At 58.7% G+C, this 17,091-nt stretch carries 14 protein-coding genes; 6 read left to right on the top strand and 8 right to left on the bottom strand.

Going from position 1 to position 17,091, the window contains the following annotated elements; genetic code table 11:
• Nucleotides 1-35: 35 nt before the first annotated feature.
• The 4 genes from purH to htpX all read right to left on the bottom strand — a co-directional run bounded on the left by purH (nt 36) and on the right by htpX (nt 5,961).
• Nucleotides 36-1,652 (bottom strand): bifunctional phosphoribosylaminoimidazolecarboxamide formyltransferase/IMP cyclohydrolase, encoded by a 1,617-nt coding sequence (gene purH, locus AC1DUP_RS27095; RefSeq protein WP_115036048.1) that lies wholly within the window; start codon nt 1,650-1,652, stop codon nt 36-38.
• Nucleotides 1,653-1,846: 194 nt separating this feature from the next.
• On the bottom strand, nt 1,847-3,514 hold the full coding sequence (locus tag AC1DUP_RS27090) for a heparinase II/III domain-containing protein (RefSeq protein WP_113300818.1): 1,668 nt from the start codon (nt 3,512-3,514) through the stop codon (nt 1,847-1,849).
• A 102-nt stretch (nt 3,515-3,616) separates the two neighbouring features.
• Nucleotides 3,617-5,008, bottom strand: a complete 1,392-nt coding sequence (locus tag AC1DUP_RS27085) for an RsmB/NOP family class I SAM-dependent RNA methyltransferase (RefSeq protein ID WP_113300819.1) — start codon at nt 5,006-5,008, stop codon at nt 3,617-3,619.
• Complete coding sequence (gene htpX / locus AC1DUP_RS27080; protein ID WP_113300820.1) at nt 4,999-5,961, bottom strand: zinc metalloprotease HtpX; 963 nt, start codon at nt 5,959-5,961, stop codon at nt 4,999-5,001. Before htpX ends, AC1DUP_RS27085 begins: the two co-directional genes overlap by 10 nt.
• A 111-nt stretch (nt 5,962-6,072) precedes the next feature.
• Here htpX and AC1DUP_RS27075 point away from each other — a divergent pair, with 111 nt between their 5' ends.
• Complete coding sequence (locus AC1DUP_RS27075; RefSeq protein ID WP_113300821.1) at nt 6,073-6,297, top strand: DUF1674 domain-containing protein; 225 nt, start codon at nt 6,073-6,075, stop codon at nt 6,295-6,297.
• A gap of 48 nt (nt 6,298-6,345) precedes the next feature.
• Nucleotides 6,346-6,789 (top strand): thermonuclease family protein, encoded by a 444-nt coding sequence (locus AC1DUP_RS27070; RefSeq protein ID WP_477835764.1) that lies wholly within the window; start codon nt 6,346-6,348, stop codon nt 6,787-6,789.
• A gap of 30 nt (nt 6,790-6,819) precedes the next feature.
• Here AC1DUP_RS27070 and acs read toward each other — a convergent pair whose 3' ends face one another.
• Nucleotides 6,820-8,775, bottom strand: a complete 1,956-nt coding sequence (gene acs / locus AC1DUP_RS27065) for an acetate--CoA ligase (RefSeq protein ID WP_113300823.1) — start codon at nt 8,773-8,775, stop codon at nt 6,820-6,822.
• 230 nt (nt 8,776-9,005) lie between these two features.
• Between acs and AC1DUP_RS27060 the strand changes: the two genes are divergently transcribed.
• Entirely contained in the window at nt 9,006-9,707 is a 702-nt protein-coding gene (locus AC1DUP_RS27060; RefSeq protein WP_113300824.1) for a DUF1013 domain-containing protein, read from the top strand.
• A 71-nt stretch (nt 9,708-9,778) separates the two neighbouring features.
• On the opposite strand, the gene AC1DUP_RS27055 is transcribed toward AC1DUP_RS27060, so the two are convergent.
• Nucleotides 9,779-10,714: a flagellin N-terminal helical domain-containing protein gene (locus tag AC1DUP_RS27055; RefSeq protein WP_113300825.1), complete on the bottom strand. Its 936-nt coding sequence runs from the start codon at nt 10,712-10,714 to the stop codon at nt 9,779-9,781.
• Between the two features lie 417 nt (nt 10,715-11,131).
• A complete protein-coding gene (locus tag AC1DUP_RS27050) occupies nt 11,132-11,791 on the bottom strand; it encodes a YggS family pyridoxal phosphate-dependent enzyme (RefSeq protein WP_477835761.1) in 660 nt (219 codons plus the stop codon).
• Nucleotides 11,792-11,985: 194 nt separating this feature from the next.
• Between AC1DUP_RS27050 and leuS the strand changes: the two genes are divergently transcribed.
• From leuS to holA, 3 genes are read left to right on the top strand one after another with little or no spacing between them, the layout of a single operon-like run.
• Nucleotides 11,986-14,616: a leucine--tRNA ligase gene (leuS, locus tag AC1DUP_RS27045; RefSeq protein ID WP_477835759.1), complete on the top strand. Its 2,631-nt coding sequence runs from the start codon at nt 11,986-11,988 to the stop codon at nt 14,614-14,616.
• Complete coding sequence (gene lptE, locus AC1DUP_RS27040) at nt 14,606-15,127, top strand: LPS assembly lipoprotein LptE (protein WP_113300828.1); 522 nt, start codon at nt 14,606-14,608, stop codon at nt 15,125-15,127. The genes leuS and lptE overlap by 11 nt, the downstream gene beginning before the upstream one ends.
• Nucleotides 15,128-15,139: 12 nt before the next feature.
• Nucleotides 15,140-16,183, top strand: coding sequence for a DNA polymerase III subunit delta (gene holA / locus AC1DUP_RS27035; RefSeq protein WP_477835756.1), 1,044 nt, complete (start codon nt 15,140-15,142; stop codon nt 16,181-16,183).
• On the opposite strand, the gene AC1DUP_RS27030 is transcribed toward holA, so the two are convergent.
• Nucleotides 16,184-17,065: a ParB/RepB/Spo0J family partition protein gene (locus tag AC1DUP_RS27030; RefSeq protein WP_113300830.1), complete on the bottom strand. Its 882-nt coding sequence runs from the start codon at nt 17,063-17,065 to the stop codon at nt 16,184-16,186.
• Nucleotides 17,066-17,091: the final 26 nt, after the last annotated feature.

Below are 17,091 nucleotides of genomic sequence, written 5' to 3'. Positions count from 1 at the left end.
CGGCCGCGAGGCCGGGGTGTATCAGCTACTTCGCTTCAGTGGCGGAAATGGCGCATGCCGGTAAAGACCATCGCGACATTGTGTTCGTTTGCTGCATCGATGACTTCCTGGTCGCGCATCGAGCCGCCCGGCTGGATTACGGCGGTGGCGCCGGCGGCAATCATCGACAGCAGGCCATCAGCGAAAGGCAGGAAAGCCTCGGAGGCGACGGCCGAACCATGCGTCATCGGAACGGCGAGGCCGAGCGCCTTGGCCGCTTCCTCAGCTTTGAGCGCCGCGATGCGGGCGGAATCGACGCGGCTCATCTGACCGGCGCCGATACCTGCCGTCTGACCGCCCTTGGCATAGACCACGGCATTCGACTTCACATGCTTGCCGACCTTGAAGGCGAACTTCATGTCTTCGAGCTCCTGGGCAGTCGGGGCACGTTTGGTGACGATTTTCAGTTCCAGATCCTCGACCATGCCGTTGTCGCGGCTCTGGACGAGCAGGCCGCCGGAAACGGTCTTGGCAGTGATACCGGCCGCACGCGCATCCGGCAGGCCGCCGGCCGACAGCAGGCGCAGGTTCGGCTTGCGGGCGACGATCGCCTTGGCTTCCTCGGTAACGTCAGGTGCGATAATGACCTCGGTGAAGAGCTTGATGATTTCTTCAGCCGTCGCTGCATCGAGCGTCTGGTTCAGCGCGATGATGCCGCCGAAAGCGGAAACGGAATCGCAGGCAAGCGCACGCTTGTAGGCTTCCAGAAGCGTCGAACCGGTCGCGACACCACAGGGGTTGGCGTGCTTGATGATGGCACAGGCCGGTGACTTCTCCGGCAGGAACTCGGCAACGAGCTCATAGGCCGCATCGGTATCGTTGATGTTGTTATAAGAAAGCTGCTTGCCCTGCAGCAGGACGGCTGTCGAAACGCCCGGGCGCTTTTCGCCTGTCACGTAGAAGGCGGCCTTCTGGTGCGGGTTTTCACCGTAGCGCATCTCTTCCTTCAGGACGCCGCCGATGGTGCGGTGGCGCGGAGTATCGATGGAAAGCGCTTCAGCAAACCAGTTGGAGATGGCAGCGTCATAGGCAGCGGTGCGCGCATAGGCTTTGGCCGCCATGCGCTGACGGAAGGCATAAATCGTCTTGCCGGCATCGGCCGACAGTTGCTCGGTCAATTCGGCATAGTCTGCCGGGTCGGTAATGACGGTGACATAGGCATGGTTTTTCGCCGAAGCGCGGATCATTGCCGGGCCGCCGATATCGATATTCTCCACCGTCGTCGGATAGTCGCCGCCAGCCGCGCGCACGTCCTCGAAAGGATAGAGATTGACGACCAACAGGTCGATGCCGTCGATCCCATGGGTCTTCATGGCTTCCTGGTGTTCGGCATCGTCGCGGATCGCCAAGAGGCCTCCGTGCACCTTGGGGTGCAGAGTCTTCACGCGGCCATCCATGATTTCCGGAAACTGCGTCACTTCGGAAACATCGGTCACGGCAAGACCTTCTGCCGCGATAGCATTGTAGGTGCCGCCGGTCGACAGCAGGCGCACGCCACGCACCGAAAGCGCGCGGGCAAGTTCGATGATGCCGGCCTTGTCGAAGACAGAGAGCAGCGCGGTCTTGATCTCGACCTTGTCAGGGGCAGGGATTTTCTTGGAAATGACGGCCATGAACCTTCTCCGTTCGGGCTTCGCGGGAGACATCCGGGCAAGGGATGTTTGATGAGGCCGCGTTAGCACAGCTTGGAGCCGGCGCAAACAGTCACCAAGCAATTCCAGCAAAACTGTGTAGCGGTTTTGGGTATGGAATTGCATGAAGACAAAGAGATAGACGATTTCCGTAATTCAAAGAAAACAGAAATGCTCTATCCCTTGCGCGATAAAAACCAGCGAATTTCGGGTTTCTCCGCAAGATCGAAGTCGATCTCGATCTGGTCCGAGCTACTGATGCCGGCGCTATCGGCGAAGAAGATATCTTCCGCGATCAGCACTTCATTGCCAGGAGAGGAAAACAGCCAGCTTTCGCCATCCGGCGCCGTCAGCAGCACCGATTCCGTATCGTTCTGCCGCGGCACGATGGCGGGGTGTATGTGGAAACGGGCAACCGCTCGCAGCGGACCCTCGCTGTGATACCGGTCATCGGCAACGAAGCGGTCCATGCCGGTCACGATGGAACCGGCAGCATTCAGTGTCAGCTCCCGCTCATGAACGACGCCGAAAACATCGAGATAGCCGTCATGGCTAGCCTTGATGCCTTCACGGCCATCCTCGGTTTCCACGCGCGCGGCGATGACCGTTTCCACCGGCTCCGTCATCATATGGGCCAGAAAAGCCGAGGGAGAAAACCGGCTCGAGGACGTATCGTTCAGAACCACGGTGGAATGGGCAGCCGTGGTGCGGGCCATCTGGACATAGCGCTGGCCCGCAAATTTTGGCGATCCTGAATTGACGATGAAACGGTAGCGACCGGAGGACATTTCAAAGGAGAGACTGCCTGCGTGGGCTGTTCTGAAGCAGCCGGGCGAGGGCGGTCCGGTGTCGGCGATGATCACTGTCTTGCCGGCCGCAAGCCGCTGGTAACGTGAATGCGGCAGCGCTTTGAAAGGCTGGCCCGCAGTCTCGTCATATCGCAGCACGGACATCAGTTCGTCCGCCAGCGTCGAGGTGGCGCCATTGAAAAGCGACAGATCGCCGTCCTGATGCCGGAAGAAGCGCAGGGCAGGATACATGCGGTCGATGCCCGAAATCAGCTTCTGCGGCAGATCGTGGCCGAGATTGACATAGGTCTGCCGGAGCGGCAGCAGGTCAAGCAACAGTTCCAGCCCGATACGCGGGTTGCGGGAGACATGACCTCCGTCAGGCAGAATCTGGCTATCGAATTCGCGGTCGAGTGCTTGAGCTGCCCGCCGCACTGTCGAGGCACGCACCGGCATGGCGACAGAGGCCGTCGCGAGCGCGATGCGGAGCCGGAAGCGGACTTCACCAGTCGAATAGGGCGCCATGCGGCGCAGATAACCGATATGAAAGGCGAGCGACTTCATGAAGCGGCGATAGAAACCACGATCGGCATTCTGCAGGACGACCGGAGAGTGCGCCAGCCAGGCAATGACGCGCTGCGAGACGACGTCGGTTTCCCATGCGATGCCTTCGATGCGGCCCCCATGGATCGAGAGCCAACTATCGACGATCACGCGGGCAACAGCCGAACCGCGCTCGCTCTTGTTGGCTCGCATATGCCGCAGCCAGCCGAAGCTATGGAGCCTGACCGCGAAAGCGCGCGACGGAAGCGTCAGCGTGAAGGGGGACTTCCCGCCGGTTTCCAACATACGCCCGGCAAGCGGAAACCGGCCATCCATGATTTCTTCGGCAACGTGTGAATCGACGCCTCTCAGATCCGTCGGCGCGACGATCAGGCGTTCCGGCGCAGATATGGCATGGCGGAAGAAACGCAAGCGCAGAAGTGCGGCACGGCGCGTACCGCGCCGCCAAGCTTCCCGAACATACATGCTCGCAAGACGCCGACCGGACTGCATATCAATTGTCTATTGACCCTCGTGGTTAAGAATAGATGAATCAAAACCGATTTCACCAGCCACGATGTATTATTTTGTGATGAAATAAGAATATAATAGCATTCAGATGCGTCTGAGCACCGCCGCGTAGAAGCCGTCCAGGCCCGACGCAAAACCATCAGGCATATCCAGCATTGTAGGAAGCGTGCGGAACTCGCCCGCCGGTGTAATGGCCTGGCGCATATCAGGCCATTTTCCGGCATCGATCGGAACACGTTCAACGCCGTTCACATCTTCGAGAACGCGCGCCACGACCTCCTCGCCTTCCTGCGGATCAAGCGAGCAATTGGAGAAGACGAGCAATCCGCCGGGGTTCAGCAACGTTACCGCGTGGCGCAGGAGACGTTCCTGCAGCGCAGCCAGCTTGGTGATATCCTCGGCCCCTTTCGTCCAGAGCACATCGGGATGCCGGCGGGTCGTGCCCGTCGATGAGCAGGGCGCGTCGAGAAGGATCGCGTCGAAACGCTCGGACGGTTCAAATTTTGTAAGATCCACCGCGATCGTTTCGGCTTCGAGGCCAAGCCGTTCCAGATTGGAGCGCAAACGCTTCAATCGGTTTTCCGATTGGTCGATTGCCGTCACTCTGCCGCCGGCAAGGATGAGCTGGGCGGTCTTGCCGCCCGGCGCAGCGCAGAGATCGGCAACCCGTTTGCCGGTGAGATCCCCGAAGAGCTTTGCAGGGATGCAGGCAGCGGCATCCTGAACCCACCATTCGCCATCTTCAAAACCGGCGAGCGAAGGAATGCTGCCTTCGAAAGCGGCAAGTCGCACGCCGCCGGTCGGAAGAACGACGCCATTCAGCCGTTCCGCCCAGCCAGCAGCATCGGATTTCACGGTGAGATCGATGGCAGCGGGCTCGAGCTGCGATTCGGAAATGGCAAGCGCCGCTTCTCGCCCATAGGCCTTGGTGAGCCGCTCGATAAACCAGGATGGCATCGGCGGAATGTCTGCAATCTCCGCAAGGATTTGCTCCTTCTCGCGGCCGAGACGGCGCAGGATCGCATTGACGAGCTTGGCGAAACGGCGGTTACGCGGATCCTGATTGGCCTGTTCGACCGCAAGGTCGACGGCCGAATGATCGGGAACGTCGAGATAGAGAATCTGCGCAGCACCGACGGCAAGCACATGATGCAAAGCGCGCGCACCTTCTGGCAGCGGCGTTTCGAGCAGCGAAGCAATGGCCGCATCGATGCGCGGCAGATGCCTGAGTGTGGTGTTCAGAATGGCGCGCACCAGCGCACGATCGCTTTCAATGAGCGCCTTGTAAGCCGGATTTCCATGTTCGTGATCCAGCGCTCCATCGAGCGGCAATTTCTTGTCGACTACGGCGGCAAGGATCTTGGCGGCAGTGGCCCGCGCCGGCAGGCCGGGTTTTACCGGCGCCGACGCCGAGCGTTCTGCGGAAGGTTTATGTTTGTGAGCTGGCTTCTTCTTGCCGTCTGAATTCAAGACCACGGACCCTTCGGTGGTTGCGAGTCACCGCCGCCGGAACCCGTATTCGGAACCGACCGCGATTTGCGTGTCGGATTAGCAGCGCGAACCGGCGGCGTCGAGACGTCGAAGCCTCCCTGCGCCATTTCCTGCAGGGCGGCGATACGATTTTCAGTGTTCGGATGGGTCGAGAACAGGTTGTCCATGCGCTCGCCGGAAAGCGGATTGATGATGAACATGTGTGCGGTGGCCGGATTGCGCTCCGCATCATAGTTCGGCACATGTGCCGCCCCGCGGGCGATCTTCCCGAGCGCGGAAGCCAGCCACAGCGGGTTGCCGCAGATTTCAGCGCCGCGCCTGTCCGCCGAATATTCGCGCGTCCGGCTGATCGCCATCTGCACCAGCATGGCGGCAAGCGGTGCAACGATCATCGCGACGAGTACGCCGACGAAGCCCAGGGGATTGTTGTTGTTTTCGCGATTGCCTCCAAAGAAGAAGGCGAAATTACCGAGCATCGAGATCGCACCGGCAAGCGTGGCGGTGATCGTCATGGTCAGCGTATCGCGGTTCTGGACGTGGGCGAGCTCATGCGCCATCACGCCCGCAACCTCTTGCGGGGAGAGGGCCGAGAGCAGGCCAGTCGAAGCGGCAACTGCGGCATTCTCCGGATTGCGGCCTGTCGCAAAGGCATTCGGCTGAGGGCTGTCATAGAGATAAACCTTCGGCATTGGCAGGCCGGCATTACGGGCGAGATCGCGCACGATACGGTAGAATTCCGGGGCGTTGCGCTCATCGACCTCCTGAGCCCGATAGGCCGACAACACCATCCGGTCGGCATTCCAGTAGGAGAAGAAATTCATGCCTGCAGCGATGAGAAAGGCGATCATCATGCCGCCTCGGCCACCGATCAAAAAGCCGACAAACATGAAAAGCGCCGTCATGAAGGCAAGCAACATGGCAGTACGCACGAGGTTCATCAGAGGTCTCCATCTCCTTGATTGCGGCGCGCTGCTTTAAATCCTGCCGCCGACGCACTATGATTTGGTTATTCGCCAGCCATTTTCAATATTTTCAGGCGGGAGTGCAGCATGCAGACGGCCGATAACGATAATGTGGAAACCCCGGCGCCTGAAGGTTCCGAACCGACGCGCAAGATGCTTTCTCCTGCTGCCCGACGGGCCCTGGCCGAGGCCGAAGAACGCCGCAAGAATGCTAAGCTTGCCGAACTGCCGCCGGAGATTGGTGGACGGGGAGGCGCGGAACCCTCGCGTTTCGGCGACTATGAAATCAATGGCCGCGCGATCGATTTCTAAGTAAATATTCCTATTGACTTTGCGACGTGAGCGGAATTTATTCCTTTCATGTGCAAGTTAATTCCGATTCTTCTACTGTTTCTTGGCGCCGTGCCGGCTTTCGCCGCGCGGGATGAGATCGAAGGGCCGGTTTCGGCCAGGATTATCCGGATCATAGATGGAGACACGCTGCTGGTCGCTGCAACGCCCTGGCCACAGCAGACGATGGAAGTCTACGTCCGCATCCGCGGCATCGACGCGCCCGAAATGCATTCTAAATGCCCTGAGATCAGAAAAGCTGGCATCGACGCGCGCCATGCTCTGGAAGAAATGACATCAGGCATCGCCGAGATCAAATTGACCGAGATCAGCGGCGACAAATATTTCGGACGTATCCTCGCCAATGTCACATTGATGGACGGGCGCAACCCCGCACAGGACCTGCTGACGGAAGGGTTGGTCCGCGCCTATGATGGCGGTCGTAAACCGCAGCTTGCCTGCGCGGAAGAATAAGGCCGCTCCGTTTCGAAGCGGCCCTCTAACTCATGCCGTGGCCTTGTTCTGCCGGTTGGCGATCAGGTCTTCGACGACAGCCGGATCGGCGAGCGTCGATGTATCGCCAAGCGAGCCGAAATCATCCTCGGCGATCTTGCGCAGGATACGCCGCATGATCTTGCCCGAACGGGTCTTCGGCAGCCCCGGCGCGAACTGAATCTTGTCGGGCGCTGCGATCGGGCCGATTTCCGCGCGCACATGTTTGACGAGCTGCTGGCGCAGTTCATCCGTGCCCTCATTGCCGGCCATCAGCGTAACATAACAATAGATGCCCTGGCCCTTGATCGGGTGCGGATAGCCGACGACGGCGGCCTCCGAGACGAGATTATGCGAGACGAGGGCGGATTCGACTTCCGCCGTACCCAGGCGATGGCCGGAAACGTTCAGAACGTCATCGACGCGGCCGGTGATCCAATAATATCCGTCCTCGTCGCGGCGGCAGCCATCACCCGTGAAATACTTGCCCTTATAGGTGGAGAAGTAGGTCTGGATGAAACGCTCGTGGTCGCCGTAAACCGTACGCATCTGGCCCGGCCAGCTGTCGGTAATGCAGAGATTGCCGTCAGCCGCACCTTCGAGCACCTTGCCCTCGTTATCGACAAGCTGTGGCTTGACGCCGAAGAAGGGCTTCGTGGCCGAACCGGGCTTCAGGTCGGTGGCGCCCGGCAGCGGCGTGATCATGTGACCACCGGTTTCCGTTTGCCACCAGGTATCGATGACTGGGGATCGCTTGTCCCCAACGACATTATAATACCATTCCCAGGCTTCCGGATTGATCGGCTCGCCGACGGTGCCGAGCAGGCGAAGGCTCTCGCGCGAGGAGCGGGTGACGAAGTGGTCGCCGGCGCCCATGAGCGAGCGGATCGCCGTCGGTGCCGTGTAGAAGATATTGACCTTATGCTTGTCGATGATTTCCCAGAAGCGGCCTTGATCCGGGAAGTTCGGCACACCTTCGAACATCAGCGTGGTGGCACAGTTCGCGAGCGGTCCATAGACGATATAGGAGTGACCGGTCACCCAGCCGACATCGGCCGTGCACCAGTAGATATCGCCGGGATGGTAGTCGAAGACATATTCATGGGTCATTGCCGCATAGACGAGATAACCACCCGTCGTGTGCAGGACACCCTTCGGCTTACCCGTCGAGCCCGAGGTATAGAGGATGAAGAGCGGATCTTCGGCCTTCATCTTCACCGGCGGGCATTCGGCTTTCACCGTGGCGATTTCCTGATGGTGCCAGAGGTCGCGACCCGGCGCCCAACCCGTCTTGCCGCCGGTGCGGCGCACGACGAGGACCTTGCTGACCGTCACATGCTGGCGGGCTGCTATGTGGATGGCGGTATCCGTATTGTCTTTCAGCGGGACCGGCTTGCCGCCGCGAATGCCTTCGTCGCAGGTTATGACGAAAGTAGACTCGCAGTCGACGATACGCCCTGCAAGCGCTTCCGGCGAGAAGCCGCCGAAGACGACGGAATGGACCGCGCCGATGCGGGCGCAGGCGAGCATCGCATAGGCCGCTTCCGGGATCATCGGCATGTAGATGGTGACCCGATCACCCTTCTTGACGCCATGCTTCTTCAGCACGTTCGCCATGCGGCAGACGTGCTCGTAAAGCTCGTTATAGGTGATCTTCTTGTCGATATAGGGGTTGTCGCCCTCGAAGATGATGGCAGTTTGATTGCCGTTCGTCTTCAGGTGACGGTCGATACAGTTGTAGGAAACATTGGTCTGGCCGTCTTCGAACCATTTGATCGAGACCTTGCCGGTGAAGGATGTGTTCTTGACCTTGGTATAAGGCTTGAACCAGTCGATCCGCTTGCCGTGCTTGCCCCAGAACTTGTCGGGGTTTTCAATGCTTTCCTCGTACCATTGCTCGTACTTGGCCTGATCGATCAGCGCACGGGTCTTTACCGGTTTGGAAACCGGATAGATCTTCTCCGACATGGGAACTCCTCCTCACAAGGCTATGCGACGGCCGATCGTTTCGAAGCGGCCGGGACTCGAATTGCGCAATTCATATCAGGTAGTCTGATGACGGCAATTAGACAAAGGTCATTTCATTTCTGAAGAATTGCAATTCTGCGACAGTGCGGTTATATAGCGCCATATTTCCCGGACATTGTGGTGACAATCCACGGACCGCGACCGGCGCGGACGATAGAAGGACTATATCCATGGCTCAACAGCTGCTCATGCCGAAGGCGACTGCCATCTGGCTCGTCGACAATACAGCCCTGTCTTTCGACCAGATCGCTCAGTTCTGCAAACTGCATCCGCTCGAAGTCAAGGCGATTGCCGATGGCGAAGCCGCGCAGGGCATCAAGGGCCTCGACCCGATCGCCACCGGCCAGCTTTCCCGCGATGAGATTGCCCGCGCCGAAGGCAACCCGAACTACAAGCTGAAGCTTTCAGAACCGAAGGTCCGCGTGCCGGAATCCAAGCGCCGTGGCCCGCGCTATACGCCGGTTTCCAAGCGTCAGGACCGCCCGAACGCCATTCTCTGGCTGGTTCGCAACCATCCGGAACTGAAGGATGCCCAGATCTCGCGTCTCGTCGGCACCACCAAGTCGACGATCGAGCAGATCCGCGAGCGCACCCATTGGAATTCGGCAAACCTGGCCCCGATGGATCCCGTCACGCTCGGCCTCTGCAGCCAGATTGATCTCGACATGGAAGTGGAAAAGGCGTCCAAGGGCCGTCCGCTGCCGACAGCTGCCGAACTCGGAGCAACGCTGCAATCCGCTCAGGAAACCGAGCGTCTGACGCCGAGCTACGAGCGTGAGGAAGAAAAGGAAATCGACGCTGATGCCGTTTTCCGCAAGCTGAGCTCGCTGCGCTCGGCCCCCAAGGATGAGGATGAAGACGACCAGTTCTGAGATCGTCTGCTCCCGAAACGAATAAACCCCGCCACTGGCGGGGTTTTTTGTTGCCGTTCTCCCGCGCGCTATTAGCTGCGGAAGAGCGAGAGAATGTTCTGTGCCGAGGAATTGGCGATCGAGAGTGACTGGATAGCAAGCTGCTGTTGCGTCTGCAGGGCGGAGAGCTTGGACGACTCTTCTTCCATGTCGGCGTCAACGAGGCGACCGACACCGGAGTCGATCGAGTCACCCAGAGCGCTGACGAAGGTTTCCTGCAACTGAATTCGGGTCGAAATCGAGCCGAGCTGCGAGCCCGCATTCGTCATGGCCTGAAGCACGAGTTCGACGCCGGAAAGCGCTCCATCGAGCTGGCCTTGAGTGAAGGTGGTGATGTCGAGTGCGTAAATCGACGGCATGACGATGGTGACGTTACCATAGGTGCCGTTGAATGCGGTGCCGATAATGCCGCTGGTCGTCTGGATCGTTCCGTTGCTGTTCATGCCGAACAGCACGTTACCGAGCGTACCTGCATTGAGAACATAGTCCGTCATCTTGACCGAAACGGCATTGGAACCGTCACGGACGAAGGAGGAGACGACGCTCTTTGTGCCCGAAGCGCCGGCAACCCAGTTTTCACCGGAGAAGGAGGCCGACTGAGCAATGCTCACCAGCTGTTCCTGCAGCTGGTCGATTTCTTCCTGGATCTTGGTCTTGTCGACGCCCTTTTCTGTAGCAGCGACGATCTTGGACTTGATTTCGCTGACGACGTCGATGGCGTTGTCCATGGCGGTGTAGGCCGTATCGACCTTGGCAGCGCCGAGGCCGAGGGCGTCGGAAACGGCCGAGAGGGCCTTGTTGTCCGAACGCATGGTCGTCGCGATGGACCAATAGGCAGCGTTGTCAGCAGCTTTGTCGATGCGATAGCCCGAGGAGACTCGGCCCTGGGTATCCTTGAGGCTGTCATTTACGCCGCGCAAGGTCTGCAGCGCTGCCATAGCAGCGTTGTTGGTAAGGATGCTTGTCATGTTCCGTTTTCCGCAATCAAAGTGAAAGGGGTCATCCGGACGAGTCCGGTAACGGCGACGCTTCATGCAAAACCCGAGAGAGCCGGGTCATTGCCGTTAACGAATGGTTGCGCCCAACATAGTTAATAATTCCTCAATTAGCTTTGCGGAAAATTTAATTTAAGCTCTCGTTAGGGCTTGCGGCAGCGCTCGACGAACTTTGGAAAAGCCAAGAGGATCGACAAAAATTACGCAATAATTTAAGTAGCTTATGGGATTTTTGCGACCGTCGCGTGATAGCGCGTTAACCAGGGAAACCACCAGCTTAAACTTTTTTTCATATTAATGAATATTATCGCTTTCCAAACAACGGCCGCTGGATACCCCATCCCAATCATGAGTGATCCTCTGATTCGAAGAGCGTATTTCCGCTATTCGTTAACGTGCTCCGAAAATCGCCGAGCCGACGCGCACGCTGGTGGCGCCGAACGCGATGGCAGTTTCGTAATCGCCGGACATGCCCATCGAAAGCTTTTTCACGCCACTTTTTTCGGCAAGCTTGGCGAGCAAGGCGAAATGCGGGCCGGGATTCTCTTCCGCCGGCGGAATACACATGAGCCCCTCGATGATAAGACCGAGCTCATCGCGACAGAAGTTTACGAAAGTCGCTGTATCCTCAGGCACTATGCCGGCCTTCTGTGGCTCCAGGCCGGTATTGACCTGCACATAGAGACGTAGCGCCTTGCCCTGCCGCTTCATTTCCTCGGCAATGGCACGCGCAATCTTCTCACGGTCAATGGTCTCGATGACGTCGAAGAGCGCAATCGCTTCGGCAGCCTTGTTGGACTGAAGCGGGCCGATGAGGTGCAGCTCGATGCCGGGCGTTTCCGCCTTCAGCTCCGGCCATTTTCCCTGGCTTTCCTGAACGCGGTTTTCTCCGAAGATGCGCTGGCCGGCTTCGATTGCCAGGCGAATGGTGTCTGCCTCGAAGGTCTTAGATACTGCCACGAGCTGCACTGTGTGCGCCTGACGACCCGCATCCCGCTCCGCAGCACCGACCTTAGACCGTACTTCGTTCAATCGCTCTTGAAGTTCCATCGCTTTGTCCCGACATCAGGCTAAATCCATCGGCATGCACTACTGGGCTGCCGTAGCCTTGCCAAGACTTCTCTCTGCAAAATCGCCTCAAAGCCAAGATCGAACGCATGAAGCGCCCGCAAAACTTGACGCTTGTGTGGTTTCATGGTGAAGGTCTCGACCAACCTCCCCTGATTTTCCGGAAATTCTGATACATGGCCACCGAACGTTACAATCCGCGCGATGCTGAGCCCCGCTGGCAGCAGAAATGGAACGAGGAAAAGGTCTTCGAGACCGACAACTCCGATCCGCGCGAGAAATATTACGTCCTAGAGATGTTCCCCTATCCGTCGGGCCGCATCCACATGGGCCATGTCCGCAACTACGCCATGGGCGACGTCGTGGCGCGCTACAAGCGCGCCCGTGGCTACAACGTTCTCCATCCGATGGGTTGGGACGCTTTTGGCATGCCGGCAGAAAATGCGGCTATGGAGCGCGGCGTACACCCCGCATCCTGGACCTATCAGAACATCGGCTCGATGAAAGCGCAGCTGAAGGCGATGGGTTTGTCGCTGGATTGGTCGCGCGAATTCGCGACCTGCGATGTCGAATACTATCAGCAGCAGCAGCACCTTTTCCTGGACTTCCTGGAAAAGGGCCTCGTCTACCGCAAGCAGTCCAAGGTGAATTGGGATCCGGTCGACAACACCGTTCTCGCCAATGAACAGGTCATCGACGGCCGGGGCTGGCGTTCCGGCGCGCTGGTCGAACAGCGCGAGCTGACGCAGTGGTTCTTCAAGATCACCGATTTCAGCCAGGACCTGCTGGACGCGCTCGACACGCTCGACCAATGGCCGGAAAAAGTACGCCTGATGCAGAAGAACTGGATCGGTCGCTCCGAAGGGCTGACGATCCGCTGGGAAATCGTTCCGGAAACCGCCCCCGCAGGCGAAACCGAGGTCATAGTCTATACAACGCGCCCGGATACGCTGTTCGGCGCGTCCTTCTTGGCGATCGCTGCCGACCATCCGCTTGCCAAGGAAATAGCGGGCAAGAATCCCGATATCGAAGCCTTCTGTGAAGAATGCCGCCGCGCCGGTACCTCTCTTGCCGCCCTTGAGACGGCCGAAAAGAAGGGCATGGATACCGGTATCCGCGTCAAGCATCCGCTGGATGCTTCCTGGGAGCTGCCGGTCTATGTCGCCAACTTCGTTCTGATGGATTACGGCACGGGCGCCATCTTCGGCTGCCCCTCCGGCGACCAGCGGGATCTGGATTTCGCTCGTAAATACGGTCTGCCGGTCGTTCCGGTTGTCATGCCCAGGGATGGCGATGCCGCAAGCTTCACCGTCGGCGATACCGCCTATGACGGCGAGGGTGTGATGATCAACTCGCGCTTCCTCGATGGCAAGACGACGGACGAAGCCTTCCAGGCCGTTGCCGACAAGCTGTCTTCCTCTCTTCTTGGCAATGCGCCACAAGGCGAACGCAGGGTCAATTTCCGCCTGCGCGACTGGGGCATTTCCCGGCAGCGTTACTGGGGTTGCCCCATCCCGGTCATTCATTGCGATGATTGCGGCGTCATACCGGTTCCGAAGAAGGACCTGCCCGTTAAGCTGCCGCAGGATGTGACTTTCGATCAGCCTGGCAACCCGCTGGACCGCCACCCGACCTGGCGGCACGTCGCCTGCCCGCAATGCGGCAAGGATGCGCGCCGCGAGACGGATACGATGGACACCTTCGTCGATTCGAGCTGGTATTTCACCCGCTTTACGGCACCTTGGGAGAAGCAGCCGACAGATCCGGCTGCGGCGAACCGCTGGCTGCCCGTCGACCAATATATCGGCGGTATCGAACACGCGATCCTGCACCTGCTCTATTCACGTTTCTTCACCCGCGCGATGCGCGAGACCGGCCATGTAGACGTCAAGGAGCCGTTCAAGGGCCTCTTCACGCAGGGCATGGTGGTTCACGAAACCTACAGCCGCGGTGCCGGCATGCACCGCGAATGGATTTCGCCTGCCGACATTCGCATCGAGGAGATCGACGGGAAGCGCTGCGCCTATCTGCTGGAAGGCGGCGAAGAAATCGCAATCGGCTCGATCGAAAAGATGTCGAAGTCGAAGAAGAACGTTGTAGACCCCGACGATATCATCGCCTCATACGGCGCCGATACCGCGCGTTTCTTCGTTCTGTCGGACTCCCCGCCCGATCGTGACGTCATCTGGTCCGAAGCCGGCGTGGAGGGCGCTCATCGCTTCACGCAGCGCCTCTGGCGCCTGGTGTCGGAAGCGGCGGAGGCGCTGTCCACCGTCGAACCCAAGCCGGCACAGGAAGGCGAAGCGCTGGCGATCTCGCAACTCGCCCACAAGACGCTGAAGGCGGTGCAGAACGACTACGACAGGCTCTGGTTTAATAAAGCGGTCGCTCGCATCTACGAACTGGTCAACGCGCTGGCAGGCCCGCTGACGAAGGTTGCAGCCGGGGAGGGCGACGCAGGCTATCGGGCTGCCATCCGAAACGCGGCCGAGATCCTGATCCAGCTCGTTGCGCCCATGACGCCACATCTGGCCGAAGAATGCTGGTTGACCCTTGGCAACAAGGATCTTATCGCCCACGCGGCCTGGCCGGACTACGACGAATCGCTCGTCGTGGAGAACGACGTGATCCTGCCCGTCCAGATCAACGGCAAGAAGCGCGCCGAATTGACAATTTCTCGCGACGCAGATCAAAATGCCGTCACCGAAGCCGTGCTGGAATTGGACGCGGTGAAGAATGTCCTGAACGGTCAGGCACCGAAGAAGATCATCGTGGTTCCACAGAGGATTGTAAACATTGTCGTCTGATTTCGCCCGCAAGCTTGCGCGCCGCGCCGGCATCGTCACGATCCTTGTGTCCACGGCGTTCGTTTCCGCCTGCCAGGTTCGGCCACTCTATTCCGAAAACACCGGGGTTAACGAGAAGCTCGGCTCCGTTGGCTTTTCCGAAGCAGGTACGCGCGTCGGACAGGAAGTTCGCAACCATCTGATCTTCCTGGCTTCACGCGGTGCTGGTGAACCGGACAAGCCCGATTACATGGTTGATATGCAGGTTTCGTCCTACGTTGCCGATACTTTGCTTGTTCAGTCCTCGGATACGTCTCGCGCAGGCCGTGCGACTGTTTCGGTCAGCTACACTTTGCGCACCACCAAAGACGATCAGGTGATCAAGGCTGGCAGACGCGAAGCGACGGCCCTGGTAGACTTTCCAAGTCAGGAATTTGCAAAGCAGCGCGCCATCCGCGATGCCGAAAATCGCGCCGCCAATCAGGCGGCCGAATTCGTGGGAGCGGACCTCGCTGCTGCGCTCAGCCGCTAGGGGAGCGGTGGCGTGGCGGAAATCAAATCCCATGAGTTCGAAGGGTTTCTGCAGAGATCCTCACGCCAGTATCGCATTTATCTGATCTATGGCCCAGACCGCGGGCTTGTTTCTGAGCGCGCGGGCATGATTGCTGGAAAAACGGGAATCGATCAGAATGATCCCTTTTCCGTCACCAAGCTCGATGTCGGCGATCTCCAGAAAGAGCCCGGACGGCTGGTCGATGAAGCCCAGTCCATGGGTCTTTTCGGCGGTGAAAAGCTGATATGGGTGAGGGGTGCTGCAAACGAGAAATACCTCGTCGACGCTATCTCATTTCTATCAGGTGCTTCGCTCGAGGCCGCCAGCATCATCGTTGAAGCAGGTGACCTGAAGAAGGGATCGGCCTTGCGCAAGGCGGTCGAAGCTGCCCGCATCGCCGTCGCCATCCCCTGCTACGCTGACGACGGCCGCGCGTTGAACGCGCTGATAGACAGTGAGCTCGCCCCTGAAGGACTGGGCATTACGCCGGCTGCCAGGCAGGCCCTCGTCATGCTGATTGGCGGCGACAGAATCGCGTCCAGAAATGAGATTCGCAAACTGGCTCTCTATTGCCGCGGCATGGGAACGATTGAAGATCATCACGTTACCGAAATAATCGGTGACGCCAGCGCCATTTCGGTCGATGATGCAGTCGACGCGATATTGACCGGCAATAGCAATAACTTCCTACACGCGATGCAGAAGATCACCAGTTCCAAAACCTCGGTTTTTCTGGTTCTTCAAGCTTGCCTTCGACAATTCCAGCTTCTCGACACGATGCGTGCGGAGATGGATGAGAAAAGACTGCCGGCAGCGCAAATCATGCAGGCCTTGGGCAGGCATCTTCATTTCCGTCGCAAGCCGATCATAGAACAGGCGCTAAAAACCTGGAGCGCAGACGCCATTTCTCGTGAAACAAAACGTCTGCAGGCAGCCGTACTGCAAACGAGACAACGCCAAATACTGGAGGATAGCATCGCCCTGCAGACGCTGCTCTCCACGACACTGCAATCTGGAAGGCGCCCCCAGGCCTGATCAGCGCCGTTCAAGAAGTCGGCAGACTTCCTCGAGTTGCTCCAGGGACTTATAAGAAATCCGGATCTGACCGCCGCTGGCTTTATGATTGATGGAGACATCAAGCCCAAGCGTATCCGATAGCGTACGCTCTAAAGCCAACGTATCGGAATCCTTCTGATTCTTCTGAACGGATACCTGCGGCTCCGACTGGGCTTTGATGTCGTTCTGCGCAAGCTTCTCAGCATCGCGTACTGACATGCCCTTGGAGACGATTGTACGCGCCAATGCGGAGGGATCCGACGTCGAAACCAGTGCACGGGCATGACCCGCCGAAAGGCTGCCAGCGGCCAGCATATCACGGACAGGTTCCGGCAGTTTCAGCAGGCGCAGGGAATTAGCGACATGGCTTCGGCTCTTGCCGATAATTTCGCCGAGATCGTTTTGGGTGTATCCATATTCGGCTATCAGCTGCTCATAGCCGAGCGCCTCTTCAAGTGCGTTGAGATCGGAACGCTGGACATTCTCAACAATCGCGATTTCCAGCGCCGTCTTATCATCCACGTCCCTGATAATGACAGGGATTTCGATCAAACCTGCAAGCTGGGCGGCACGCCAACGTCTTTCGCCGGCAATGATTTCGTAACGATCCCGGGCGAGTGTCCTAACGACGATCGGCTGCACGATTCCGTGCTGGCGGATCGAACTCGCGAGGTCGTGAAGTTCGGAATCATCAAAGAAACGGCGAGGGTTGCGAGGGTTGCGAGTGACGAACTCGATCGGGATCATCCGGTCGGCGCTCACCGACGGCCGATCTGTTTCAGCAGCGACTGGCTGATCCATTTCGCCTATAAGGGCTGCGAGACCGCGGCCCAGCCGTCTTTTTGATGTATCGTCATTCATGTCTAAACTCGCCTACTGTGTCATAC

It is taken from the genome of Rhizobium sp. 01L419 (genome assembly GCF_056400025.1).
This window is presented reverse-complemented; position numbering and strand designations above follow the sequence as displayed.